Source organism: Brevibacillus sp. NPDC003359 (assembly GCF_042878995.1).
Lineage (GTDB): Bacteria > Bacillota > Bacilli > Brevibacillales > Brevibacillaceae > Brevibacillus.
In genome coordinates this window covers 287764-312033 of the sequence record NZ_JBIAOR010000003.1, presented here as the reverse complement: position 1 = coordinate 312033, position 24270 = coordinate 287764, and the positions used below count along the sequence as shown (strand labels likewise).

20 protein-coding genes are annotated in these 24270 nt (G+C 48.6%); 3 read left to right on the top strand and 17 right to left on the bottom strand.

What is annotated here, in order from left to right; all coding sequences use genetic code 11:
- Positions 1-70: 70 nt before the first annotated feature.
- The 3 genes from ACFYU8_RS13160 to ACFYU8_RS13150 all read right to left on the bottom strand — a co-directional run bounded on the left by ACFYU8_RS13160 (position 71) and on the right by ACFYU8_RS13150 (position 2612).
- Positions 71-1246, bottom strand: coding sequence for an anti-sigma factor family protein (locus ACFYU8_RS13160; RefSeq protein ID WP_390299351.1), 1176 nt, complete (start codon positions 1244-1246; stop codon positions 71-73).
- Positions 1243-1791, bottom strand: a complete 549-nt coding sequence (locus tag ACFYU8_RS13155) for an RNA polymerase sigma factor SigX (protein ID WP_390299348.1) — start codon at positions 1789-1791, stop codon at positions 1243-1245. The genes ACFYU8_RS13160 and ACFYU8_RS13155 overlap by 4 nt, the downstream gene beginning before the upstream one ends.
- A 101-nt stretch (positions 1792-1892) precedes the next feature.
- A complete protein-coding gene (locus tag ACFYU8_RS13150) occupies positions 1893-2612 on the bottom strand; it encodes an AAA family ATPase (protein ID WP_390299345.1) in 720 nt (239 codons plus the stop codon).
- Positions 2613-2708: 96 nt separating this feature from the next.
- Here ACFYU8_RS13150 and ACFYU8_RS13145 point away from each other — a divergent pair, with 96 nt between their 5' ends.
- Positions 2709-4133, top strand: coding sequence for a L,D-transpeptidase family protein (locus ACFYU8_RS13145; RefSeq protein WP_390299342.1), 1425 nt, complete (start codon positions 2709-2711; stop codon positions 4131-4133).
- A 154-nt stretch (positions 4134-4287) separates the two neighbouring features.
- Here the strand turns inward: ACFYU8_RS13145 and ACFYU8_RS13140 are convergent, their stop codons facing one another.
- The 4 genes from ACFYU8_RS13140 to tkt form a co-directional block, all read right to left on the bottom strand.
- On the bottom strand, positions 4288-7605 hold the full coding sequence (locus tag ACFYU8_RS13140; protein WP_390299339.1) for a collagenase: 3318 nt from the start codon (positions 7603-7605) through the stop codon (positions 4288-4290).
- A 306-nt stretch (positions 7606-7911) separates the two neighbouring features.
- A complete protein-coding gene (locus ACFYU8_RS13135; protein ID WP_106837823.1) occupies positions 7912-8262 on the bottom strand; it encodes a hypothetical protein in 351 nt (116 codons plus the stop codon).
- A 101-nt stretch (positions 8263-8363) separates the two neighbouring features.
- The gene (locus ACFYU8_RS13130) at positions 8364-10886 is read right to left on the bottom strand and encodes a transglycosylase domain-containing protein (protein WP_390299336.1); all 2523 of its coding nucleotides are present in this window, start codon (positions 10884-10886) and stop codon (positions 8364-8366) included.
- 170 nt (positions 10887-11056) lie between these two features.
- A complete protein-coding gene (tkt, locus tag ACFYU8_RS13125) occupies positions 11057-13063 on the bottom strand; it encodes a transketolase (RefSeq protein ID WP_390299333.1) in 2007 nt (668 codons plus the stop codon).
- Positions 13064-13192: 129 nt separating this feature from the next.
- Here tkt and ACFYU8_RS13120 point away from each other — a divergent pair, with 129 nt between their 5' ends.
- Together ACFYU8_RS13120 and ACFYU8_RS13115 are read left to right on the top strand one after the other, a co-directional pair.
- Positions 13193-13348 (top strand): hypothetical protein, encoded by a 156-nt coding sequence (locus tag ACFYU8_RS13120; RefSeq protein WP_390299330.1) that lies wholly within the window; start codon positions 13193-13195, stop codon positions 13346-13348.
- A 15-nt stretch (positions 13349-13363) separates the two neighbouring features.
- A complete protein-coding gene (locus ACFYU8_RS13115; RefSeq protein WP_390299327.1) occupies positions 13364-13822 on the top strand; it encodes an NUDIX hydrolase in 459 nt (152 codons plus the stop codon).
- Positions 13823-13882: 60 nt separating this feature from the next.
- Here the strand turns inward: ACFYU8_RS13115 and ACFYU8_RS13110 are convergent, their stop codons facing one another.
- The 10 genes from ACFYU8_RS13110 to ACFYU8_RS13065 form a co-directional block, all read right to left on the bottom strand.
- Positions 13883-15403, bottom strand: coding sequence for an FGGY family carbohydrate kinase (locus ACFYU8_RS13110; protein WP_390299323.1), 1521 nt, complete (start codon positions 15401-15403; stop codon positions 13883-13885).
- A 24-nt stretch (positions 15404-15427) separates the two neighbouring features.
- Positions 15428-16897 carry an amino acid permease gene (locus tag ACFYU8_RS13105; RefSeq protein ID WP_390299320.1) on the bottom strand — a complete coding sequence of 490 codons (1470 nt, stop codon included), beginning with the start codon at positions 16895-16897 and terminating at the stop codon, positions 15428-15430.
- A 24-nt stretch (positions 16898-16921) separates the two neighbouring features.
- Positions 16922-17692, bottom strand: coding sequence for a DeoR/GlpR family DNA-binding transcription regulator (locus tag ACFYU8_RS13100; protein ID WP_390299317.1), 771 nt, complete (start codon positions 17690-17692; stop codon positions 16922-16924).
- Positions 17693-17711: 19 nt separating this feature from the next.
- Entirely contained in the window at positions 17712-18176 is a 465-nt protein-coding gene (locus ACFYU8_RS13095; RefSeq protein ID WP_327949200.1) for an SRPBCC family protein, read from the bottom strand.
- A gap of 27 nt (positions 18177-18203) precedes the next feature.
- Positions 18204-19043 (bottom strand): NAD(P)/FAD-dependent oxidoreductase, encoded by an 840-nt coding sequence (locus tag ACFYU8_RS13090; protein WP_390299314.1) that lies wholly within the window; start codon positions 19041-19043, stop codon positions 18204-18206.
- Positions 19040-20455 carry an NAD(P)/FAD-dependent oxidoreductase gene (locus ACFYU8_RS13085; protein WP_390299311.1) on the bottom strand — a complete coding sequence of 472 codons (1416 nt, stop codon included), beginning with the start codon at positions 20453-20455 and terminating at the stop codon, positions 19040-19042. The genes ACFYU8_RS13090 and ACFYU8_RS13085 overlap by 4 nt, the downstream gene beginning before the upstream one ends.
- Positions 20456-20616: 161 nt before the next feature.
- Positions 20617-22659, bottom strand: coding sequence for a methyl-accepting chemotaxis protein (locus ACFYU8_RS13080; RefSeq protein ID WP_390299308.1), 2043 nt, complete (start codon positions 22657-22659; stop codon positions 20617-20619).
- A 215-nt stretch (positions 22660-22874) separates the two neighbouring features.
- A complete protein-coding gene (locus tag ACFYU8_RS13075) occupies positions 22875-23462 on the bottom strand; it encodes a DedA family protein (protein WP_390299305.1) in 588 nt (195 codons plus the stop codon).
- A 190-nt stretch (positions 23463-23652) separates the two neighbouring features.
- Positions 23653-23859 (bottom strand): YqgQ family protein, encoded by a 207-nt coding sequence (locus ACFYU8_RS13070; protein ID WP_007721527.1) that lies wholly within the window; start codon positions 23857-23859, stop codon positions 23653-23655.
- Positions 23856-24254, bottom strand: a complete 399-nt coding sequence (locus ACFYU8_RS13065) for a hypothetical protein (protein ID WP_390299301.1) — start codon at positions 24252-24254, stop codon at positions 23856-23858. Before ACFYU8_RS13065 ends, ACFYU8_RS13070 begins: the two co-directional genes overlap by 4 nt.
- Positions 24255-24270: the final 16 nt, after the last annotated feature.

The following is a 24270-nucleotide window of genomic DNA, read 5'->3' as shown; positions in this document are numbered from 1 at the left end:
ATTGCAAACGGGACAAAGCAGAGCCCTCCTCCTTCAGGAAAACTCTGCCAATGCCCCACTATTTGTTTACTTATTTCAGTTGTTTTGCAAAATCCAACAGCCCATCAGCGTTCTTTTCGCTGCCTTCCAGCATGTGAATCTGTCCATCCTGCTGCCACATCAGATGTGCATTGTATTCACCTGTGATCAGCATTCCGTTTTGACCGTTCACTTTTACTTCCTTCATCTTGCTCTCGCCGTCTGCCATGTATGGTACAGGGAGGGTATGCTGCCAGTCTTCGATGCTAATCATCTGCTTTTTCACTTGATCCGGAATGAACGGCAGGGCCAAGAGTGTCTCGCGAAGCTGTGCCAGATCGACTCCCTCTGGAGCAGTTAGCTCAGGTGCGTCCACGACTGAGTAGCCAAAGCTTTCTTTTCCTGCGGTCATCCAGATGTTCTGCATCTGTGGAATCTTCAAGGAGAAGCGTTTTCCACTCAGCTTCTCGTCAAAGCGCGCCTCTACCTGCAATTGAGCCAACAGTTTGTTTGCACGCTCGGCATCGATCTCCATGTGCATGGTATAAGGAGATTGGATGTTTACGCTATCCACCGTGACGTCCTTTGGCAGCTGTGGCAGCTTCACGCCAGCCTTTTCAGCTGATTCCTTGTTGTTGTAATAGTAGCTTCTTTGCTCAAGTTTCTCTTGATCGTTTTCATCAATCCAGATTTTTCCGATTCCATTCAGTTCCATCTCGCCCACATTGCCGTTTGCGATCCATCGTTCCAGCTCTTGCAAATCCTGTTGCGTCACTTTGACGAACTCTACTTTATCCATGCGGAAAATGGACAGAAAATCGTTCGCTGCTGCTTGTACTTGGGGGAAAGACAGGGACACAGCTAATACTGCTGCTGCCGAAGCGCCTGTCACCCATCTTTTTGTTTGCTTGTTCATCTGATTCCAGCTCCTTCTGATTGTTGCTCGATTGGTTATCGCTTGTCGATCCTTTGCATATGTGTCAGTCGTTTTCTCGATTGTTTGCGAAAATCGCTGCCACGCTGCTTCCGTATTGACATTCACATCGTTTGTCTCGGAAAAAGCATGCTCCATCTTCTCACGCGTCCAGTTATCCAACGCGGACAATTCGTCCAGCTGTGTACGGCAGGTTTCACAGTACTCCAGATGAAGCAGGAATTGCTCACTTTCTTTTGAGCTGCATTCACCGTCCAAGAACGCCTGAATAAGGCCTGTATCAGCACATTTCATTCCTCTTCCCCCCTCATCCGGCCATAGATGGTACGAAATTTACTTTTCGCTCTCGCGAGAAGTGTTCCCACCGAGCTGATCTGCGTCCCCGTCGCTTTAGCCAACTCCGCATAAGGAAATCCGGAATATTTCATGACCAGCAAGGTTCGTTCCCGCTCGTCTAGCTCTTCTAGCACATCGCGGACGATACTCTGGGACTCTTTTGCAAACCACATCTCTTCTGTAGAAGGACTGACGTGCTCTTGCTCGGATGCACTCCGCTCTTGTCTTGCGTACCTGCGTTTTTCTGAACGAAGATAATTATACGCTGCGTAGAGCGCGGACTTGGACAGCCATGCCGGGATATGTTCTATCACCGTGCGATCGGTATGGTAAAAGGAGAGAAACACATCCTGTGCAATATCTTCTGCCGTTTGTTGATCTTTCACAATTCGCATGATCTGTCTGACCACAAACGGATAATAGGTCGTAAACAATTCTTGAAAGGAATCTGCTTGATCCTCTACTCGAGCATGGTTCATCACCAGGTTTGCTTGCACCCCCACTGGATTCCTCCTTCCTGCGTGCGCCATTGACGAATGCCTCTACTGCCTCGTTCATCTAATAGAAACCGCCAAGGCGATTTTTGTGACAGGAAGAATGAAAATTATTTTTCATTTAAAAAGATAGCCGGATTCTCCAGGAATCTCCGCGTTAATTGATAGTGCTCCGTGTCCCGATAATTCACCTCTTGGACGGGGGATTCATCGAAATTGAAAATTTTTGCGTCTGGGTAGCCCAGTAGTATCGGTGAATGCGTCGCGATGATAAATTGGGCCCCTTCCTCCACCAAGTCCTGCATGAGGTACAGGAAGGCGATCTGACGCTTGGGGGACAAAGCAGCCTCGGGCTCGTCTAGTAAATAGATGCCCCTACCATTGAAACGGTTAGCAAATAGAGCGAAAAAAGATTCTCCGTGCGACTGGTTATGCAGAGAACGTCCGCCGTAGCCAGAATACCCTGTTCCACGAATGCGCTCAGTCTCGTCAATATGACTGGCAAAATGATAGAAGCTCTCCGCCCGCAGAAAAAAGCCATTCGTTATTTTGGGTAGCCAGGAAAGGCGTATGTAGTCACCCAAGCTCGACTCCGAGCGATCTACCTCATAATAATTGTTCCGCGACCCACCAGCTGTATGAAACCCGCATTGATAGGCAACCGCTTCGAGCATCGTAGATTTACCTGAGCCATTTTCTCCTACGAAAAAAGTGACACTCGCTTCAAGGTCAATGGTTTTCAGCTTGCGCAAGGATGGCAGGTGAAACGGATATTCTTTCGTGTTAGGAAATTTTTCTCGCAGCATCTTGATCGTTCGTAAATAGACCAATTTTTGACCTCCACTCTCATTATTTTCCCGATACACGCCGATACAACCTTATAAGGGCGCCTTTTTGAACGCCATCTATTTGGGGGAGAAGTATCCGTGGACAAGGTTTCCTTTCTTCAGGAAAAAAGTACATTTCATATGAAATATCCGGATCAGAGCGACCTCGCCTTTTACCGGTGGTATACGACTCAGTATCCAAATGAAGCCATCGGCTGGTTTCACCTTGGCCAAGAGCGAGAGGCACAAGGAAACACGGAACAGGCTCTCGAAGCGTACAGGCGTGGTCTGGTATCCAAACAAGGCCCGTATTACAACGAGACGCGTGACACTTATTCCAAACTCTTGCGGGAGCGACAGCGCAATACGTGGGGCCAACGAACACGTTTACTCTTGGCTTCACTCTTGTTTCTCTATTTTCAATTCGCTTTTTCTCCAGGACTGTTGAGAGATGCGTCAACCAAGACAACACCCCAGGCTGCCAAACAGCCCGTACCGACAACAGCACAAACGCAGCCACATGTCGAGGTCATCGCAGTTCCTCCTACACTCAGTGCCCGTGAGCTATCTGAACAGGTCCGGCACTATGTAGAGTCCCGGCGTCCTGCTCTTACGCAGCCTTTTACAGTGATGGTTGTCCCAGAAGTACCTGGTTCGCCGTTGTTTCGTCCCTTGCTGTTTTATCAGCCGCGCGAAGTCCGAGGCATCTTGCGTTACAATCCGACGAGTCGGACTGTACTCAGTGAAAAATGGTGGGATAAACCTGTGCAGTTGGAACGAGAACCGACACTTGCCACAGGTAAGGCAGAACTCACGGATGAGCAGCTAACCCTCCAGCATGTACTAATCTTGCGAAACGCCTTGTATCGCTATTATCAGCAAACGGGTACGTTGCCTGCCCAGCTGTCTGACCTGGCTGGCGCTTATCCAGGCAATTATTTGCCGCAAATTCCAGTGCCGCCAAAGAGACTTTTGTTAAAAAGCTATCCATATCATCCCAAAGCCTTCTTGCCAGAGTCCGCATGGGACAGCTTGCGCAATGTGCTGCCGCTTCCCGGCTATCCGGAGCCAGTGGCGCCTTTCGAACCGTTACAGCTTCACTTGTCTACCTCGACACATACGATGAAGCTCATCAGCGGTTCCCATCTGGTACGCAGCTATCCCGTAGCCATAGGCAAAAACGGTTCTACACCCGAAGGCTACTATACCATTCAACAAAAAATCAATCAGCCCCGCGGACATGACAATATTTATGGAACGAGGGGCATGGTCTTTCAGGAGAACGGGTATGTCATCCACGGGACAAACCATCCCGAGAGCATCGGCTCATCCGTTTCGCTCGGATGTGTTCGCTTGTACAATGCCACTGTCGAGGAGCTGTACAGCTTTGTTTCATTGGGGACAGAATTCATTATCTCCAATGCCCCGTCCTCTGCCCAGCCTTGGAGCAACCCTGTTCCATTCGTTCTCCCGGCTGGCCCTGAGGAAGAGACGCCACAAGTCATTTACAATTGGCTCCATTAATTCTCAGGCTACGTAAAGAAAAGACGTATGGAACGCTATCCCGTTACGCGCTGATTTTTACCAGACGCTTATCAAACGAAAAAAGCCCTTCTATTCCTTTATAAAAAGGCGTAGAAAGGGCTTTTTCCTATGAATGGGGGGAATTCACATGAGGTTACTCTGCGTTGACGATCACTTTGTACGGGATTGTCGTGTTGTTATTGTTGTAGACTAACAAGTAATATTTCCCTGGTTTTGCCTCAAATTCTCTCGTCAGTTTCTTACCTACGTTTTCGGGGTAGGCGAGATACGTATCGAGATCATCTTCATGGAACACCACCCAGTTTAAGCCTTCGTCCTGCTCGCTATTTACCGTAACTCGAACGATCCCTTCTTCTTCAACCTGAATGATGTAGGTGTCCTTGTCATCTGTACGATCAGTTTGACCACTTAGCTCTTCACCCATGTGTAGCGCATTTGCCTCATCGAATGAATTGTTCGGCTCGGTTTCGGTTGCTTCTGATCCTGCTTCAGGCAATTCCGCGGTTACTTTGTAAGGAATGGTTTCACCGTTAAAGTTGTACACAGACAAATAATAGGTACCCGGAGATGCTTCAAACTCACCTGACAGCGTTTTTCCTGAAGTAGCGGGGTAAGCGATATAGTCGTTCAGATCATCCTCGTGGTGAACGACCCAGTTCAGACCAGTATCATGCTCACTCGTTACGTTGATTTTCACTGTTCCGTTGCCCAATACGTTCAAGGCAAAAATGTCCTTGTCGTCTTGTTTGCTTGTTTGACCGCTCAGCTCCACATTGCTTTTCAACAGATTTGCCTCTGAAAAGCTGTTGTTTGGCTCTTGTTCCTTTTCCCGGATTTCTCCACCCTGCTCCTCGATCGTGATGCTAATTGATTTCGCAGTAACCGCTCCTTTCTCATCCGTTACTCGCAGTTTCACGGTATATTCACCCTGATTTTCGTAAACATGCGTAGGATTGGCATCACTGCTGCTTGTACCATCTCCAAATTCCCACAGATAGGATACGATGCTGCCATCCGGATCGGAGCTTCCGTTACTGCTAAACGTCACTTTCTCGTTTACGGCTGCTTTGGAAGGTCCGCTCATAACAATAACAGGTGGCTGGTTCTCTCCATCTCCCTGCTCTGGAAGTGCCCCGTGGAACGTGACATCATATTCAAACTGATTGGACGCATTTACTCTGTAGTTGGTAAAGTAGGCGGTTACGGTTTTGTAGCCGTTCCATGGATGGGAAGTCAGCGTGGTTAGAAACTCGTCTGTTATGCGATTCATCGTTTCCCAGTCTTCTTTCTCCCCTTCTGCCTGTGTGCCCGTGTACGTCCCTGTCAACGTAAAGGTTTGGAAGAACTCTGATTTGTGCCTGTTTGTAGACACATTTTGCAATCCGGTGGCATCTTTAATTTCCTGAAAGATTGCTGCACTTGCTTTAGGGTCCGGCGTCACCAAGTAATCATCCGACACCAGCGGCACTGTCAGATCAGGATAACTGTCTACCAACGAATCCATGGTACGGTGGTAATCCCAATTTAGTGCTGAGTCGTCGCTTAGCGTACGTATTAATCGGTCATAACCGTCAACATTATTGGCCTCTATGTAATCCATGATATCATCCAGCTTGTTCCAGTCTTCTTTCATCATGTGATACTGCAAGGCGTACGAATACGTATAAAAGTCCCATGTGCCGTAGCGTGCGTGCAAAGTTTGGGAGGCCGTATACCAATTGTCCTGTCCAAAACGAATGAGATTGCCGACCATTGATTTTCGTGGCTGAACCCCTGTTGTACGCGTGGAGCCTGCAAAGAGTTCCGCTCCCCCTTCTTCAAACCACGACAGTCTCTCGTCTTTGTAAATCGGACCTTCATTCCACAAGCCAGGTATGGCGTAGCGACCTTGCAAATAGTGCGTGAATTCATGGCGGAACAGCTCTTCCAGTGTGTACGTACTCTGCTGTGGTGTTCGTTCGTATGTGAAGAATGTTCCTTTCCCCTCAATATACATGCCCCCGTTGTCCGTTTCATAGCCATACAAGGGGTTGTTCATCTTGTACTCTGAGGGACTATTGTAAAGGACAATGGTTAAAATATCGTCTGGGTTCCCTGCTTCCATCGGTTCATCTCGTCCTGCCATCCGATGGAACTGAGCTTTTACCTCTTTTGCCGCCCAATATAACCGTTTTACTTTTTCTTCGGTGACATCACCCCCTGTTTTCATGACAATGCTTCCGTCATCAAACGTATATTCATTGGGCAGATACTTTTCCATGGCATCCTCACGAATCTTGTTGAACTGGATGTCTCTTCCCTGCGCGTCTTTTCCGCCGTAGACCGTCAGAATAAGCTTCGCTGCCTGCATATACTGAAGTCCCACATACGGATAAAGCTCTAACGCCTCTGTGAGAACCTCGTTGCCCTTATTCGGATTGGAATGATATTCTCCCAAATAAGCACTGTGATAAAATCCATTGTCAAGAACCCATTCTTTCTCCTCATCCGCATCACCGTGCAAGGCGAGATTTCCCAACTCGTTCAGATACGTATCGATTTTGCCGTAAAACTCCTGTTGCTTGGTCTGTTCATCCAGTCTCCACATCAGAATGTAGCTAAACTGGCCCATGATACGGAATACAGCATTACCCGCACTCCGTTGTGTAATGAAAGTATCCATCTGTTCTTCGTATTGACGAATGATTGGCGCAGCTTTCTCCACGAGGGAAGCGCTTACAGTAGTGTTTCCTATAAGTCCACCGAATGCACCTACCACCTCATTTTGAACATCTGTTCCCAATTTGAAATTCGGATTGTCTGCAATGGCGTGCAGAGCTGGAAGCACTTTTTTATGCTCGTTTCTCTGGTTGAGATAGGATAATTCCTGATGGTAGTAGCCGAGGTAATATCCAGATCGTAATACCTCAACCAGAGTATCTATTCCTTTGGAATCGCTGCTGGAGTATTGTCTACCTCTTGCTTCCAATGCATCTATGATGGCCTGAACGCGTTGACGATCGTTGTAAAAGGCATACGAGTCAGGAGTAAAATTAAATAATTCAGGAATCTGCTCCCAGTTGACCGTCACCAGTACATTGATTAATTCCTCATAGCTGAGCCTGTTCAAATCGGACATCGAGTACTTCTGGGCATTTGCCTTCATGATCTGATGCGTTTTGCTAGAAGACTCTTGCTCCTCTACACTCCAGGTCGGCTCCACTGGATGCGGATGCTCTCCTGCTTCGTCACTGGATTGATGCTGAAACAAAGTGATCGGGTCCAGCGTTCTCTCCACAAATTTTCCAGAAGGCGGAACGTTTTGATGCCCATCCCTTCCAATCGCATTTGAATAATCCTTGGCTGCCAATGCTTGAGCAGGAGTTCCAACCGTTCCAAATAGAAATGACGTCGAGAGAAGGACACCAGCCATTATGCGGCTTGTGTGTACCGTGTGACACTTTTTCTTCATGAATGAGCAAACCTCCTTTGAATGGTAACCGTAGTTTCGATTGCTGCGAGGAAGCCGAATTTTGATTTGTACTAGTTCACCTTCTTTCCATTCGAAATTTACTAAACACACACGCAGTTAGAATTGCAATTATGGTGCCAACACATATAACAGATAAGAAGAGTGAGAATGTATACATTTTTTTACAAAATTCCATAAACATGTATGACATTTTAGACACCGCTAGTAGAAAAGTGAGCTTTGCTTCGCGCACGCAAAAAAGCGCGTTCCCGTAAGTGGGAACGCGCCATCTTTTTACTATCACATTTATTTTTCTTCTTCCAATTCCCTCATCGCTTCTTCTTGTTCTTCTTCTGGGTTCCAATAATCGAGCACTTTTCCTTGCAGAACCTTGCCTTGAATGAATTCTACCTGCTGCTCACTGAAATCCTCTGTCCACTCAATACCCAATTGTTCAGCTAGACGTACGACGGTCAACAATTCTGACCAAGCCACGTAACGTTTGTACCAGAAGAACTGTGGCTGCTCGTTCATGTATGGGTAAAGGTCATCGAAATCGGTGTGTTTACAGTCAAGAGCTCGCTCAAAATTCACCTTGGTTTGGTGTAACTGTTCTTTGAAAAATGTGGGTAGATCCCTTTGTGCGTAGCCAGACATGGACTGTCCCCCCTGTCTCCCGATTTATTGGTATTGTACCACGCGAAAGAAGTTGTGCAAATAGTCGAATCGGTTTTGAATGGTTCTTTCAGGGCTAATCTTTAGCCATTCGATGCATCTGGGAACTGATTCTGCCCTTCCTCTTGTGGAGGTGGTGGCAGCTTAATTTCGTTCGAGGAACCATCTGTTTGACTAGGATCCGGATTCACGATGTCCGGTGGAACCTCACCTGTTCCCGGAGTTGGCGTTTGGCTACCATCTCCATTATTTGTATGCTCACCATTTCCTCCGGTACCTTGGTCAGGTGGAATTTCACCGTTGCCATTTTCCGTACCATCTGGATTTTGCCCCTGACCGTTGCCTTCCTCGTTATGACCAGGATCTTGATTGATCAGATTCTCCAGCTTCTTGGAGTCGATTGGGACTTCTTTTGATGGTGTCCCTACCTCACCTTGCGCATTTCTCGGAACGACTTGATAACGGTACTGTTTCGGACTATCCAGCACATCTACATAAGAGGTTTCCTTCATCCCCGCAGAGATGAGCTGTCTTTCACCGTTCTCGCTAATGCGGTACAAATCGTACGTATCGCCGTCAGCTCCACCAATCCAACTAAGCACAACCATCAATTTATTGGTACTTGGATCCATCGACATGTCTGCAGCCAATTGGAGCTCTGATTCTACTTCCACCTCTTTATGTTCTACCGCTCCTGCTGGTCGAACGAAGTCCGTTGACGGCACTCCTTTTAAGGATGTTGCCAACACTTTGGAGAACATTTGCGCTGTCATGCTACTTCCTTGGTGCATCAAATGCTGTTTGTCTTCTGGATCGAAGCCCATCCAAACGGCACCGACATATTCCGGTGTATATCCGACGAACCAAGCATCCTTGTTTGCTTTGCTGTCGCCTGCTATCGATTGGGTCGTACCAGTTTTACCTGCAACATGGCGGCCAGAGATACGTGCTGCCTTCCCTGTCCCTTCCTGAACCGCTTTCTCCAGCATGGTGTGAATCTCCCAAGCTGCGTCTGGCTTCAGTGCCTCAGTTTGCTTAGGCTTATATTCACGGACAACACCCTCGTCCTTGTTCTCCACCTTCATGATCGAGTGCGTCTCAGACACTACCCCTCCATTGACAAAAGGCGTGTACGCCTGAGCCATTTCCAGTGGGGACGTACCTAAACTCAAGCCCCCGAGGGCAATTGCTAGGTTTCGATCGTTCGGAGTCAGCTCAATGCCGACTTTCTTGAGGTATTCCAAGCTTTCTGGTACACCAATTTCATTTAACAACCAAACCGGCGGGATATTCGCGGAGTCGATCATCGCCCGGTTCATGCTCACCGTTTCCGTGTATTGGTTATTGTAGTTGCGCGGCTCATAACCATTGAAGCTCTGCCGTTTGTTGCTCAGTTGCGAATTCGCGTTCCATTTGTTGATATCTTTATTTACTGCTGGAGCGAACACCGCAATCGGCTTAAAGCTGGAGCCCGGCTGACGCTTCATGTCTGTCGCATAGTTAAAGCCTTTTGGTGCATAGTTGCGTCCGCCCACCATCCCGGCAATTCCGCCTGTTTTCGCATCGATGACAATCATGGATGATTCTACACCGCGCTTGGCACCGTCTTTCGGGAAGTTTTTGGCATTGGCATATTCCTCTACCATGGCATCCTGTACTTTCGGATCGAAGGTCGTGTAAATGTTCCAGCCTCCGCGGTACAGCTCTTCTTCTGTCACGCCGAACGTGGCTTCGGATTCTTCTACCATATAGTCAAAAAACGCGCGATAGCCTTTTTTCAAGCTCGCACCAGCCACTTCGTGCGGTTTGGTCGGCAATGCCTCTGCTTGAGCTGCGTCTTTTTGCTCATCGGTAATGATTCCTTGCTCATACATCAGACGAATGACAGTATCTCGACGCAATTTTGCTTTTTCTGGATTGTTAAAAGGTGAATAAGTGGTCGGTGCTTTTGGAATGGCCGCCAGCATCGCTGCTTCCGCAACGGTAAACTTCTCATCGCTTACCGACTTGCCGAAGTAATACTGGGCAGCATCCTCTATCCCAAATTCCCCTTCGCCCAAATAAACGCGGTTCAAGTACATCTCTAAAATTTGATCTTTCGAGTACTTGCGCTCCAAACCAATCGCAATACTCATTTCTTTTGTTTTACGCCAGAACGTTTGGTCTAGGGTGAGAAAGACGTTTCTTGCCAGCTGTTGGGTAATGGTACTTCCCCCTTCAGCTAACGATCCTTTTTTAATGTCATTGACAATGGCGCCACCGATCCGAACCATATCGACGCCTTTGTGTTCATAGAAGCGCTTATCCTCTACGGCGAGGAAAGCATCGATCAAAACCTTTGGCACTTCATTAATTGGTTTGTATATACGGTTCTTCTGACGAATCAGACTCGTCATCTCTTTCCGGTTTTTGTCGTATATGACCGTTGGTTCTGCTTTTAAGTCCTGTAGCTTTTGTACGTTTTGCTCAATCATCCGGTCTCCCGCATACAACAGGGCGAAGTAGCCCCCAATCACACTAAGGAAAAGGAATATTGCAAACGATACGGCAATCATCAGCAAGTTGTTCTTTTTCTTCCTGACTTTCTTCTTGGCCTTTGCTGCCATTATTTACCTCCTGGTTTTCTCTCTCTCCCCCACATCTTATATAGACGGTCCCATTTCAAAAAAGTTTCTATTTTGGATCGTAGTCTATCATTCCATATTGAACTTTGTTTGTCACTGGAAAAGCCTATCTCCTTAAACAGAAGATAGGCTTTTTCCTAAAGGTAAACCATTTATTTCAGCAGTTTTTCTGCTTCAGCCATGACGTTTTCTACCGTGAAGCCGTATTCCTTCATGATGCGATCACCTGGTGCAGATGCGCCAAACTGATTGATTGCGATAACCGTACCGCTATCGCCAGCGTAACGCTCCCAACCCATTGGAGAGCCCATTTCTACCGCCACGCGTGCTTTTACAGACGGTGGGATCACAGCGTCGCGATACTCTTTCGGCTGGCGCTCGAACAGGTTCCAGCTCGGCATGGAAACAACGCGTGCTTCAATACCTTTCGCGAGGAGTTGCTCACGCGCCTGCATCACGAGGGATACCTCAGAACCAGTTGCCAACAGGATGAGCTGCGGATTGCCGCTTGGAGCGTCTGCGAGGACATACGCACCTTTGCTCACACCTTCTGCCGCTTTCTCGATCGTCTCAGGCAAGACTGGCAGGTTTTGACGAGTCAGAACCAGCACGATTGGCTCATCTGTGCGGGATACAGCATATTTCCAAGCCTCGTTCGTCTCCACTGCATCAGATGGACGAAGAATGGTCAAGCCAGGCATTGCACGCAAGGAAGCGAGCTGCTCAATCGGCTCATGCGTCGGTCCGTCTTCACCAACCGCGATGGAGTCATGCGTAAATACGTAAACAACAGGCTGCTTCATCAGTGCGGAGAGGCGAATCGCCGGACGCACGTAGTCGGAGAATACGAAGAATGTACCCCCGTATACTTTTACGCCACCATGGAGAGCCATACCGTTGAGTGCTGCACCCATCGCAAATTCACGAACACCAAACCAAATGTTGCGGCCATCGTAAGAACCTGGCAGGAAGTTGCCCGCTTCTTTAATCACCGTGTTGTTGGAATGTGCCAAGTCAGCCGAACCGCCCAAGAAGAACGGAACGCTGGTTGCCAATGCATTGATCGCATTACCGGAAGCAACACGAGTCGCCAGCTTCGCGCCAGCTTCATACGTTGGCATATGGTTGTCCCAGCCAGCAGGCAGATGCCCTTCCTGTGCAGTCGTAAATTGCAGAGCCAATTCCGGATACGCACTCGCGTATGCAGCAAACAGGTCGCGCCAAGCAGCTTCTGCTTTTTCGCCAGCATCAGCAAGGCCTGTATACAAGTCGGTAACCTCTTGTGGTACATGGAATTCATTTTCATGGTGCCACTCGTAGCTTGCTTTTGTCAGCTTCACTTCGTCTTTTCCGAGTGGAGCGCCGTGAGAAGAGCTGGAGCCGCCTTTGTTCGGGCTTCCGTATCCAATGACGGTTTTTACTTCGATCAAGGTAGGACGATCCAAATCTTTTTTCGCTTCTGCGATTGCCGCTTCAATGGCAGCCAGATCATTGCCGTCTTCTACGCGAATGTATTGCCAACCATACGCTTGGTAGCGACCCTCTACATTTTCAGAGAAGGAACGGGAAAGCTCGCCATCCAGAGAGATATCGTTCGAATCGTAGAGCACGATCATTTTGCCCAGTTTCAGGTGAGCAGCCAGAGAAGAAGCCTCGCTGGATACACCCTCCATCAGGTCGCCGTCACCGCAGATTACGTATGTGTAATGGTCAACGATGTCAAAGTTGTTGCGGTTGTATACGGCTGCCATGTGCTTTTCAGCCATCGCCATACCGACTGCCATTGCGATTCCTTGTCCCAGAGGACCAGTTGTCGCGTCAACACCCGCCGTGTGTCCAAACTCAGGGTGACCAGGCGTTTTGCTACCCCATTGACGGAAGTTATGTAGGTCTTCCAGTGAAACATCGTATTTCATCAGATGCAACATCGAGTATAATAGCATAGAGCCATGTCCTGCTGAGAGGACAAAACGGTCACGGTCAATCCACTTTGGATTGCTCGGATTTACTTTCATGAATTTGCTCCAAAGAACATGAGCCATAGGGGCTGCACCCATCGGCATTCCCGGGTGACCGGAATTCGCCTTCTCGATGGCGTCAATCGCCAACGTGCGGATGGTATTAATGGATAGCTGATCAACAGACGTATGCTGAGTCATCTCGCAAAATCCTCCCTGCGTTTTCTAGAAATTACTACCGAGAATCAGGTAAAAACACACTGTGCCATTATAGCATAGTTCCCATTCATAATCATGTTCGCTTTCCATGAATTAAGGAGGTCTTTTTCAATGAATTACCTGTATCTTACTATCGGGATCGTCTTAGGTGTTGCTGGAATTGGCATGTTGCTCTTTGCGATGACCAGCTCACCTATTTTGAAAAAAAACAGAATGGAACGCCGCAGACAAGCTGCCGAGAATCATCGTCCGGAAGAATATCATTAATAGAGGAGAATTGGCATGCAGAAAGAGCGTTTCGCGATGCAGGTAGCCGTTCACCTTTTTCTGGTGAGAGGCACGCAAGTCTTGTTATTACGTCGCTACAACACCGGCTACGAAGACGGCAATTACAGTGTTCCCGCCGGACATCTGGATGGGAATGAAGAAGTGAAGACAGCCGCGATCCGCGAGGCAAAAGAAGAATGCGGGATTGACATCGATCCAGCGAGCTTAGAGATGGTAGGCGTCATGCATCGTCGCTCCAATGATGAGCGCATCGATTTTTTTGTCGCTGCCACGGAATGGCGCGGAGAAATCATCAATGCCGAGCCAAATAAATGCGATGAGCTCGTATGGATGGACATGGATAAATTACCCCCGAACGTCATTCCTTATGTGAGACAAGCTCTCTCGAACTTTAGACGAAAGCAGTGGTTTGACAGCTTTGGCTGGGAGCCTTCATTCGAGTTGAAGAAATAATAAAAAGCAACCATCCTCCGGAGCATTATGCTCGCTTGGCTGTTGGTTGCTTTTTCATGTTTATCCTTCGATTATCTGTAACAGAAAGTGAACCGCCTTGTTCCAACGATTACGCAGTTTTTTTCTCACCGCTTCGTCAAGCTTCGGCTCATAGCGACGCCCTACCTTCATTCGGGCTTCCAAATCGTTCGCCGTCCACCAGCCACACTCTTCCCCGAGTAAAAACGCAATGCCCATCGCTGTTGTTTCGTTGATCTCAGGCACCTCAACCGGAACACCCAGCAGATTTGCCTGAAACTGCATCAAATACGGATTTTGCGTCAATCCGCCGTCTACACGCAAGACGGAAATCTTTTGTCCGACAGCCTGTTCCATTGTGATAAACACATCCGCTACACGATGAGCGATCCCTTCCAGCATCGATTTTGCCATCAGCGGTCGGTCAGTATGCTGGGAGAGTCCGAGAAAAACGCCTCTCGCCTCCGAGTTCCAGTACGGCGTCCCGATCCCGTTCAATGCAGGAATAAATAATAGATTGCTTGGGTCTTCTCCCTTGTGCAGTTCTTCATACCACTGCTCCGACCATCGTTGCAGCTCGTCTATATTTTGATACAGTCCAAGCTGTTCCTTGCCCCATTCAATAGCAGACCCCGCCGCATAAATCGCGCCATCAAGCGCATAAGTATGTTGCGCCCCGCGTTTCCAGACAAGCGTCGTCAAGAGTCCGCTCTCTTTCGTCGCAGGCGGCTCGTTTCCGACGTTCATGTAAGCGAAGCAACCCGTGCCATACGTGCATTTGGACATACCCGGCTCTATGCAGAGGTGACCGTAAAGAGCGGCTGGCTGATCCACCTGGCTGACGAGAATCGGTGCTTGGATGCCGCAAAATTTATCCGGATCTGTACTGCCAAACGAGCCAACTGTTGGACGAACCTGCGGCAGCCAGTCTTCCTCAATCTCCAAATACCGCAATATCTCCTCATCCCAATTCCCCTGCCGATGAGCAAACAACAGCGTTCGGGCAGCGGTGGAAGCATCGGTTACATACGAGGCGCCTCCTGTCATCTGCCAGATCAACCAAGAGTCAAGCGTGCTGCAATAAGCCTGCCGCTGTCGGATCTTTTCTTGCACCAGAGGCACTTCTTCCATCATCCATCTAATTTTGGTAGCGGAAAAATACGGGTCAATCAAAAGTCCAGTTTTCTCGGCCACCTTCTGTGCCCATACGCCATCCGCCTTCCAGCGCTCGGCGATTTGATCGGAGCGGCGGCACGACCAGACGACTGCCGGATAAAGCGGCTCTCCGCTGACCGAGTCCCAGAAGAGAACCGTTTCTCCCTGATTGGCCAGGCCAACCGCTTCCACCTGCTCTGGTTCGATACGTTCCTTGAGCAGCACGTCAGCGACTCCCATCAAGACCTTCTCCCAGATCTCCTCCGGGTTATGCTCCACCCATCCGGACTGCGGATAATATTGTGTGTGCTTCTGGTAGCTTTCGGCAGCAACTCGTCCATGGCGATCTACCATCAGCACCTTCGTCCCGGTTGTCCCCTGATCGATCGACAGCAAATACTTCTCCATACAGCAGACTCCTTTTTCATTATTCTAGGCTGAATGATCTTCTTTCTCTTCATCAAATCCGAATGTTCTGTCTTTAATCCCGATACGCCCCTCCACAATTCCTTTGCGGAACAAGAGATGATACAAAATGACTCCAACAGCCAGCAAGGTAGCTGCCACGATCGCTACGCTATGGAATTTTTCTGGAACGGTCAGGATGCCAATCTCAAAGATCAACCATGCGATAGCAAGGAAAGTAAGCGGTGTGCGCCATTTGCCCAGGTCAAAGTACTTCGATTTGGGCAGTTCCTTGCGTTTCCATGCATAAGCAGCAATCGTTGTCAGGTAGAGAAGTGCAGGCAGAACGGAGGTGGCCCCTACCAGAAGGGTCAGGGAATCAGCGAATAACACAGCGAGAATGCCAAGCACTAAAACAAGTAATACTGCGTTTGTTGGTACGGAAGTCTGAGGAGATACCTTCTTGAAGATGGAGGAAGCGAAAAATACATTGTCGCGTGACAACGCATAGATGAGCCGGGAAGCGGAAGCCATGATGATCAAGCCGCACGCGAAGATGGAAATGAGGCAAAGCACCAGAAAGAAGCTGGATACGGCAGAGCCAAGACTTGTTTGCAAAATGTACGGAATCGGATTCGCTGCACCGAGCACAGCCGGCAGATCCGTTATGGCAACAGAAATGACAATCAACAGCAAGAAACCGATCACACCACTCAACAATACGGATAAAATCATGGCACGAGGCACCGTTTTCTTCGCATCGATCGTCTCCTCAGAGAGATTCGCAGCAGCCTCGAAGCCTACCAATGTAAAGGAACCCATCAGCGCTGCCATGATAAAAGCGCCTAGGTACGAACCGTCTGATTGAGTCGCAGCGGTACCGATATCAGTCAGCATGCTCCAATTCGCCCCGTTGTACATCACAACTGCCCCCAGCACCACAACGATCCCGACCATACCGATCACTTCGGTGTATACGGCGATATCGTTAATGCGAGTAGCCAGCTTCACTCCATAAATGTTTAATAAAGCTTGTACGACCAGCGTACCAATCACGATCCAGATCAGCGTCATGGAGCCTGTATCCCAGCCAAATATCTCGGCAATAATGGGCGCCAGCGCATAGTCGACTGTGGGAACCACGATAACGAGAAAGCAAAAGGCGATCCAGCCAGCAAACCAACCCAGCCCCGGGTTGGCAAGACGCGTCACCCATTGATAGGAATAACCGCTCAATGGAATTCGTCCGGCAAGCTCTGCAAAAATAATCGCCACTATCAAATGTCCAATGGTTACAATCGGCCAGGTCCAGATACCAGCCGGCCCAGCCGTACTAAGCACAAATCCATAATTACTAAAAATGCCTGTGGTAATGGAAATGAAAGAAAACGCGACGGCAAACGAACTGAACAGTTTTAATGTCCGTCTCAATTCTTGCTTATAATGATACGTTTGCATATCTTGCGAATCATTTGCTTGTACCGATTGTTTCACCATTGATTGCCTCCCTCACCATTTGCTTTACATAGATGTCTTAGCAACGATGACTTGCAATCCTTCCTGAGCGAGCCGCCCAGCAAGAGACTGGGGTAGTTCCTCATCTGTAATCACTACGTCGATGTCGGATAGCTCTGCCACCCTCATAAAAGCGGTTACATTTATTTTGGAATGATCAATCAGTGCATAGGTCTCTTTGGCGTTATTAAGCATCAGCTGCCTGATGTCTGACTCGCCCACATGGTAATCCGTAAAACCAGTTTCTGCTGCCAATCCCCCCACACCAATAAATGCTTTGTCCACATACAACCCCTCGAGGCTTTTCCTGGCGATCGGACCGGACATGGCCAGATCCCCTGTGCGCAATTCACCCCCACTCATAATCACCTTTGCATCCGGGTGCAGAGATAGTTCCAATGCCACCAGTAGCGCATTGGTTATCACCGTAATTCCTTTTTTATGGTAAAGGTGTTTGGCGAACAATTGTGTTGTCGTGCCCAAATCAATATAGATCGCGTCGCCATCCTCCACCAAGGAGGCGGCGGCGACCGCAATCGCCTCCTTCTCCTCCAAGTTTAATCCACTCCGCTTGGCATAAGGAGGCTCCACGTTGGTTTTATTCAGAATAGCGCCACCATGCACCTTCTTGAGTAGCCCCTGCTGCTCCATTTCATACAAATCACGCCTGATTGTTTCGCGCGTCACCGTTAATCGGCTGCATAGCTCTGCAATACGAACGGATTGATTTTCTTGTAGCATTTGCAGGATCAGCTGCTGTCTTTCTTCTTGTAGCATGGATGATCACCAACTTCTCTTAATTGTAAATCTCCTGACTAGACTGGAACAGGGTCTGGACGTTCGTCGCAAATTCTTCCGCCTTTTTCTTCACAGTCCCCTTCATTAGTATATCTCCTAACGATGCGAGTCGTCCTGTCATTTGCAAATCCATCTCGTACTGCACGCGTGTGGCTCCCGGCTGTTCCTCTATTAGCTGAAGGTGCAATTGATTGCGGAACAATCCTGCCAACGCTACCGGTTGTCCGGTCATCTCCACTTGCAGCGCTTCTCCTTCTACCGCTTCTTTTAATTCCCCCGTGACGCGGAATTGAATCGTCATAAACTGAATTTTCACTTCCATGCTCGCCTCATAACGGGTGGGGCTACTCATTTTCACTTCTTTGCAACCTGGTACGCAGCCTGACAGCTTTTCTACATCCATAAAGACGGACCATACATCCGCTTTGCTTGCCTGAATCGTAAACGAGTCGGATAGCTTCATCGTAAACTCTCCCTTCTGACGATCGCTTTAAAAGAGATGCTTGGCTGTTTCTTTTGCCAATTCCATCGAATTGGTGTGATCATCGTCGCCACGACAGGTACAACTCCCTGCTGCATAAACATCCGGCAGATTCGTTTTCCCGGTGGCATCTACGATAATTGCATCGTGATGATCTCGCTCGATTGGCGTTCCTTTCAAGAAAAACGTGCAGGGTACCCTCCCTTTTGCAAAGATGAGCGTATCGCACGCCACTTCGTTTATCTCATCCGTCATCCGATTCCGCAGCTGTACTCCTTCTACACGGGACAGTCCCTTGATAGAGGTAAGCTCCCAATCTGACTCAGCGTATTTGACCATATTGCTCGTCTCTTGTTCCAGAAGGACCGCTGTACTCCGAGAGATTCTGCCATTCTCGATCAACACAATTTTGCGGCCTGGCTGATATCCTCGCTCTATCAGCTGCATCGCCATCATCGGAGTCATGACTCCTGCTGGACGTGTCCCCGGGATTTTGTGCGCCTCACGCGGTTTTTCCAGTGAGCCTGAGGCAATCAGTATTTTCTTTGCCTCTATAGAATAGGTGCCCATCGGTGATTGGACGTACAACTGGTGCAGCTGACCGTTTGCGCCTGGAAAAAAACCGACGACAGTTGATTGTTCGTGAATCTCGTAGGGAAGCGACGCGGCTTTTTCCAGCAGCTCCCGTTCTAAAGCAAACTCATCAGAGCTCCAATACGGTAAGGTGAAGCCACCTCTTCTCTTCTGATAATCGATCATCAGAACAGAGCTGACTCCTCCTTCCCACGCTGAAAGGGCTGCCGTCAATCCCGAGATTCCTGCTCCAATGATCACCAATTCATACTTCATAACTGCTCCTCTCCTTGTGCTACAGCTAGATAAGAGTTTCTTACTCCTTTTAAAGGCTGTTTCCCGGTCTGTTCAGGATAGGTCTCGGCCATAACATCGATGATTTTGGGAATACAGCAATTTCCTTGGCATTCTCCTAAGGTAGCTCCAGTCCGCCGCTTCACTCCATCAATGGTCTGCGGGGTGAGTGGACGCTTCAATGAATTGACGATCTCACTCCGGGTAATGGAGCGGCACAGACAGATGACCTCTCCTGTTTCCTGCTCTTCTGAAAAGAGATCCGGCAGGGCGTGCTGTGCCTGTTCGTTTGCTTGCAGCTCAAGCCCGGCTTTCTGGAGAGTTTCCGCTACCAGCTCTGCTATGCCTGGGGAAGCCGAGAGTCCGGTGGAACGAATCCCGGCGGCATGAATCATGCGTGGCTGTACTGCAGATGGGCGGATGACAAAATCTCCTTCGCTGCAAACTGCCCTGACCCCGGCAAACTGACGAATCGTAGAAAAATGCCGAGAGTCGGGAACCAGTTTCTCACAGCCTGCCAGCACCGATTCCATGCCGACCTGTGAGGTGGAGCGATCCCATTTGTCCGCTTGATCCTCCGCCGTTGGCCCAAGCAGAAAACCACCGAAAACAACTGGCGAAACCAACACGCCCTTGGAGGTTTTCGTTGGAACAGGCAGGATGATCGAGGAAATGGATATCGCCTTTTCGGTCAGGATAAACTGGCCTTTACGCGGTGAAATGGAGAAGCTCTCATCTCCCACCATCCGAGCAATTTCATCGGACCATAATCCGGCAGCATTCACCGCATAACGGGTCGTGACCGTTTCACCATTTTCCAACGTAAGGAGAAGGTCCTCTCCATCCGGAACAGTCTCGATGCGGGAGACTCCTTGCCCAAGCACAACCTCCGCACCGTTTAACACGGCTATCTCTCCGAAGGCTCTGGTGGCCCAGAATGGATCGCAGATCGCTTCGTCTGGTACTGCCAATCCGCCTGTTACCTTGACTGTCACAGCGGGATTCATCTCGAGAATCTCCTCAGCAGACATCCAATGAACATCTACGTCATTCGCCTTTGCATTGGGAACATAGGTGGTTTCGATAATCTGCTTTTCTTCTTCGTTTGTCGCCACCATCACGGCGCCACAGGGAATGTAGGGGATTCTCAGATTCTCAACTAACATCGGCCATAAGCTGCGGGAGCGGCGAAGGCACTCTGCCTCAACCGTGCCTGGCTTTGCATCAAACCCGGTATGGACAATTCCACTGTTCGCCTTGCTTGTCCCTTCACAAACGTCAGGCTGCTTCTCGATTAAAAGCAGTTTCAGTTGATAAAACGAAAGGGCGCGTAATATGGCTGTACCGACTACTCCACCACCAATCACCACAACGTCGTACTTATGGTTTTGCATTCTGGTCCACCAACCTCAGGTTTTTGTTTGCAAAATATTGCTTTAGTTTGCTTTATTTCGTATTCATTATATTCTGACTTCTGTTTTTCTGTCAATAAACGAACTGCTACCGTCATATGACAGCAGCAGCTCATCATTTTGCTTTTTTTTGCAAACAGTGGTTAGAGTGTGAAACGGTGGATCATTTGCTGTAATTCCTTTGCCATCTGGTTTAGCTGCTCTGCGGATGTAGAGAGCTGGTTCATCGAGATGCGCTGCTCTTCCGTAGAAGCAGCCACACTCGATGCACTTGAGGCAGATTCCTTTGCAATCGAGGACAACTGCAAAATAGATGCCGTCACCTGTTCCGTTGCCGCTGACATTTCCTCTGCAACGGATGAAATCTCCTGAATCTGATCCGCGACATCCTGGGTAGAATCCATGATCCGGCGGAATGCTTCCCCTGTCTCTTGGGCAATCTGGATTCCGGTTTCAACCTCGCGCGTTCCCTCATCCATTGCTTGTACCGCTGAAGTCGTTTCCCGTTGGATTTCGGTAATCAGATTGGCGATTTGGTTGGCCGAGTCGTTGGACTGCTCTGCCAGCTTGCGCACTTCATCCGCTACCACAGCGAAGCCTCTTCCTTGTTCACCTGCACGCGCAGCTTCAATCGCCGCATTCAGTGCCAAAAGGTTCGTCTGGGATGCGATGCTTGCGATTACTTCCACGATCTGTGAGATTTCTGCTGAACGGCTATCCAGCGAACGAACTACATCGGCAGAATGACTAACAGATCGGTTGATCGAATCCATCTGTCCTGACACCTTTTCTACAGATTGGTTGCCCGCCACCGCTTCGTTTGCCATATGTTTCGATGATTCGGCCATCGTGGAGGAGGCTTCGGCAATCCGCTGAATACCGATTGCCATTTCTTCCATCGCCCGAGCACTTTCCTCAGCACTGTGCTGTTGATTCTCCGTGCCGGTTGCTACCTCTTGGAACGACGAGGCCACCTGACCGAAGGCAAGTCGTGCTTCATGCGCTTTCTTTGCGGAGGTATCCGAGACTGTTCCTACTTGACCGGTATAGCCGCTAATATTTTTCATCATTCCGTGCAGATCCTCAATGAATGCATTCACTGCTGTCGCTACGTCACCAATCTCATCCTTACGCCGGATTGGGATGGTCTGGGTTAAATCCTTTTTTTCCACCAAATTGACGATGCCTGCTTTCAGCTGCAGCAATGGACGTGCTACCTGTCGATTGATAAACCAGTACAAGAGTACGAGGAAAATACTGATGGAGACACCAAAAATAATTAGGCTGATGTAAAAGTATTGGGTAATCGGTCCGTTAATCTCTGCTGCGGGCATGACAGTAGCTAGCGTCATACCTGTTTCCCCGATCGGAGCGAAGGTGACGTATTGCTTTTGTCCAGCTATGGTAGCTTGCGTCATACCCGTTGCGGTTGCTTCTGTTATGTGATTGGCAATATCCCGCAGTCCCGTTTCAGACTCGTCCGTAATTTTCACCTGCAAGTTCTTTTGCGCGTCGCGGTGGGAAACGTAAATACCCGACTTGGAAACGATAAAGCCGTAACCGGTTTCGCCTACCTTCAAATTTTCGATGCTTTTGTTAAGCTCCGTAAGTCCGATATCCAATGTCGTCGTACCGCCGATCTTTCCTCCCACTTTTATGGGCGCAATTGCTGTAACCATAGGAACTTTGGAGATCGGGTCGGCATAAGGTTCTGTCCACACATATGGTTTGTCAACCATTCCCGCCTTGTACCAATCCTGTGCGAGATAATCATAGCTGCCATCACTGTAAGCAGGATCGAGCTCAACCTTGTCGTTATTGCGGATAGCGTACCTGCCGTACAGCTTTTGTGAGCTGTCGAAGCTATATGGCTCCATCCAAAATCCACCGCCCACAATCAAAGGCTCAGACGCTACAACATCGACCAGCGTCCCTTCGAGTTGCTTGATTGTTTCCTTGGAGCCATGCGAGACAGAATACGTGAGTGTTTCCGAGAGCTTGCCTGTCTTGTCCAGCATACCATTCAGATAAGCCGCCTCTTTGGCTACCTGCATTTGTAGCTTTGCTTCTACTTCACTCGAGATAATTTGCTCAAACTGGAGAAAACCAAACACTAGCTGAAGAATAAAAATACCGATGGTGATGGCAGCCAAAATGGTTACCAGCACATTTTTTATGCTCCTCATGCAAAAGCCTCCAATCACACAAAATAAAAAAATGAAATTCATGACACGACGACATTTGGTAATCTACCCCACTATTACCATTTGTAAACTTCTTTTTTCGCAAACTTTTAAAAATATCAGAACATAACAAAAATCTATCTACATAACAAAAAGACGCCTGCTATCCGAAATGTTCATGGACAGACAAGCGCCGGACTCTAAGGAATGAGTAGAGATTACGACACAGGGGGTTGCTTATTCGTTCTAGGTTCTTTCATTCCACCAAGACGCTGTAACTGGCGAATCATGAGGAACGAAAACCCTGCGAAACAAACGATCGTCAACGTAATTTTGCTATATTGATAAACTCCCGCAACCATTATATCCAGTTGATCAAAGAACCAATAGCCTGCAACAAAGTAATGCAAGGTCCAAATTATACTGCTCGGCAAAAAGAATAGGAGGAACTGTCGAAACGGCATTCGACTGGCACCAGCGAGGATAGGCACGATATGACGAATAATCGGAAGAAAGATTCCAAAAGCGAGCAGCCAGCCCATTGATCCGCGCAATGCCGACAGTAAATCAGCACGCAAGCCCAGATTCCGGGTCATCCAGCCAAATGCACTCGCTCCCAGCAAGTACCCCACGAAAGAAACGATGAAAAAAACGGGGTATATGACTGCAAATGCTGTAAAAAAGTCCGCCCCTGTATTGGCAACCTGCGCCCCCACGGTCATGACCGTAATCTCGTCAGGAATGAATTTTCCCAGCATGCCTGTAACCATCTCCCAGAATCGTGCGTAATACCCTGTAAACTCCACCTGTGCCGCCTCCTTTCTCTCTGTACTCTATCCTAACGGGTAAACCTTTCAAAAGAAGACAGAAATCCTTAAGAAATGGATAAGGATTTCTGAAGAATTTCTTACAAAATAGATTTTGAGATTCCAAAACAAAAAAAACGTGTTTACCAACACCCGCATACACACGGCTTGGCAAACACGTACTTACACTCTATTCTCTTCCATCAGCCTTACGCTTGCTGCGCAATGCTGACATGGCTTCAATGAACTCTTCCTTGTCAATGACGTTCAGCTCATATAGCTCCCGAATTTCATCTTCTATCAACAGCAAATCCCCTTCAGGATCGCCTGTATAAATAAACAATCCGAAACGGTGCAGAAACGCCTTCAAATCGAATTCATTCGGGTTTATTTTCAATGAGCTCCCTCCAGATCGATTTCCATCCTTGCGAGGACGGCATCGTAATCAAACTCGACAGCAAAGCCGGTAATGACGATGATCTTCGCGTGCGGATACGCTTCTTGCCACGCCTCCTCCTCTTCCGGTTTCAGTCCGACGATATACAAAGGGTCCGTGGACAACTGTGGATGTTCTTGACACAAGCGTAAAAACTCCTTGCATCTCTCCTGTTCGACAGCCGCATTTAGAACGAGGACAGCTCGCTCAACTTCTCCGGACTCTCTTTGTTTAGCCAGCAACTCGAAGGTTTTGACTGAAGGCACAATGGCGTTAATCTCAGGAAAACGATCAAGCACTTCATCCAGCCAATCATCTTCATTCCAGGCCAGGTAGTAAAGCATCGCAGTAGACATGTAACATACACCTCAT

Bases quoted from the DNA above. Each gene is read 5' to 3' on its own strand.
- ACFYU8_RS13160 (WP_390299351.1), bottom strand. From the start codon at position 1,246: ATGAAATGTGCTGATACAGGCCTTATTCAGGCGTTCTTGGACGGTGAA.
- ACFYU8_RS13140 (WP_390299339.1), bottom strand. From the start codon at position 7,605: ATGAAGAAAAAGTGTCACACGGTACACACAAGCCGCATAATGGCTGGT.
- ACFYU8_RS13135 (WP_106837823.1), bottom strand. From the start codon at position 8,262: ATGTCTGGCTACGCACAAAGGGATCTACCCACATTTTTCAAAGAACAG.
- ACFYU8_RS13130 (WP_390299336.1), bottom strand. From the start codon at position 10,886: ATGGCAGCAAAGGCCAAGAAGAAAGTCAGGAAGAAAAAGAACAACTTG.
- tkt (WP_390299333.1), bottom strand. From the start codon at position 13,063: ATGACTCAGCATACGTCTGTTGATCAGCTATCCATTAATACCATCCGC.
- ACFYU8_RS13120 (WP_390299330.1), top strand. From the start codon at position 13,193: ATGAATTACCTGTATCTTACTATCGGGATCGTCTTAGGTGTTGCTGGA.
- ACFYU8_RS13115 (WP_390299327.1), top strand. From the start codon at position 13,364: ATGCAGAAAGAGCGTTTCGCGATGCAGGTAGCCGTTCACCTTTTTCTG.
- ACFYU8_RS13110 (WP_390299323.1), bottom strand. From the start codon at position 15,403: ATGGAGAAGTATTTGCTGTCGATCGATCAGGGGACAACCGGGACGAAG.
- ACFYU8_RS13105 (WP_390299320.1), bottom strand. From the start codon at position 16,897: ATGGTGAAACAATCGGTACAAGCAAATGATTCGCAAGATATGCAAACG.
- ACFYU8_RS13100 (WP_390299317.1), bottom strand. From the start codon at position 17,692: ATGCTACAAGAAGAAAGACAGCAGCTGATCCTGCAAATGCTACAAGAA.
- ACFYU8_RS13095 (WP_327949200.1), bottom strand. From the start codon at position 18,176: ATGAAGCTATCCGACTCGTTTACGATTCAGGCAAGCAAAGCGGATGTA.
- ACFYU8_RS13090 (WP_390299314.1), bottom strand. From the start codon at position 19,043: ATGAAGTATGAATTGGTGATCATTGGAGCAGGAATCTCGGGATTGACG.
- ACFYU8_RS13085 (WP_390299311.1), bottom strand. From the start codon at position 20,455: ATGCAAAACCATAAGTACGACGTTGTGGTGATTGGTGGTGGAGTAGTC.
- ACFYU8_RS13080 (WP_390299308.1), bottom strand. From the start codon at position 22,659: ATGAGGAGCATAAAAAATGTGCTGGTAACCATTTTGGCTGCCATCACC.
- ACFYU8_RS13065 (WP_390299301.1), bottom strand. From the start codon at position 24,254: ATGTCTACTGCGATGCTTTACTACCTGGCCTGGAATGAAGATGATTGG.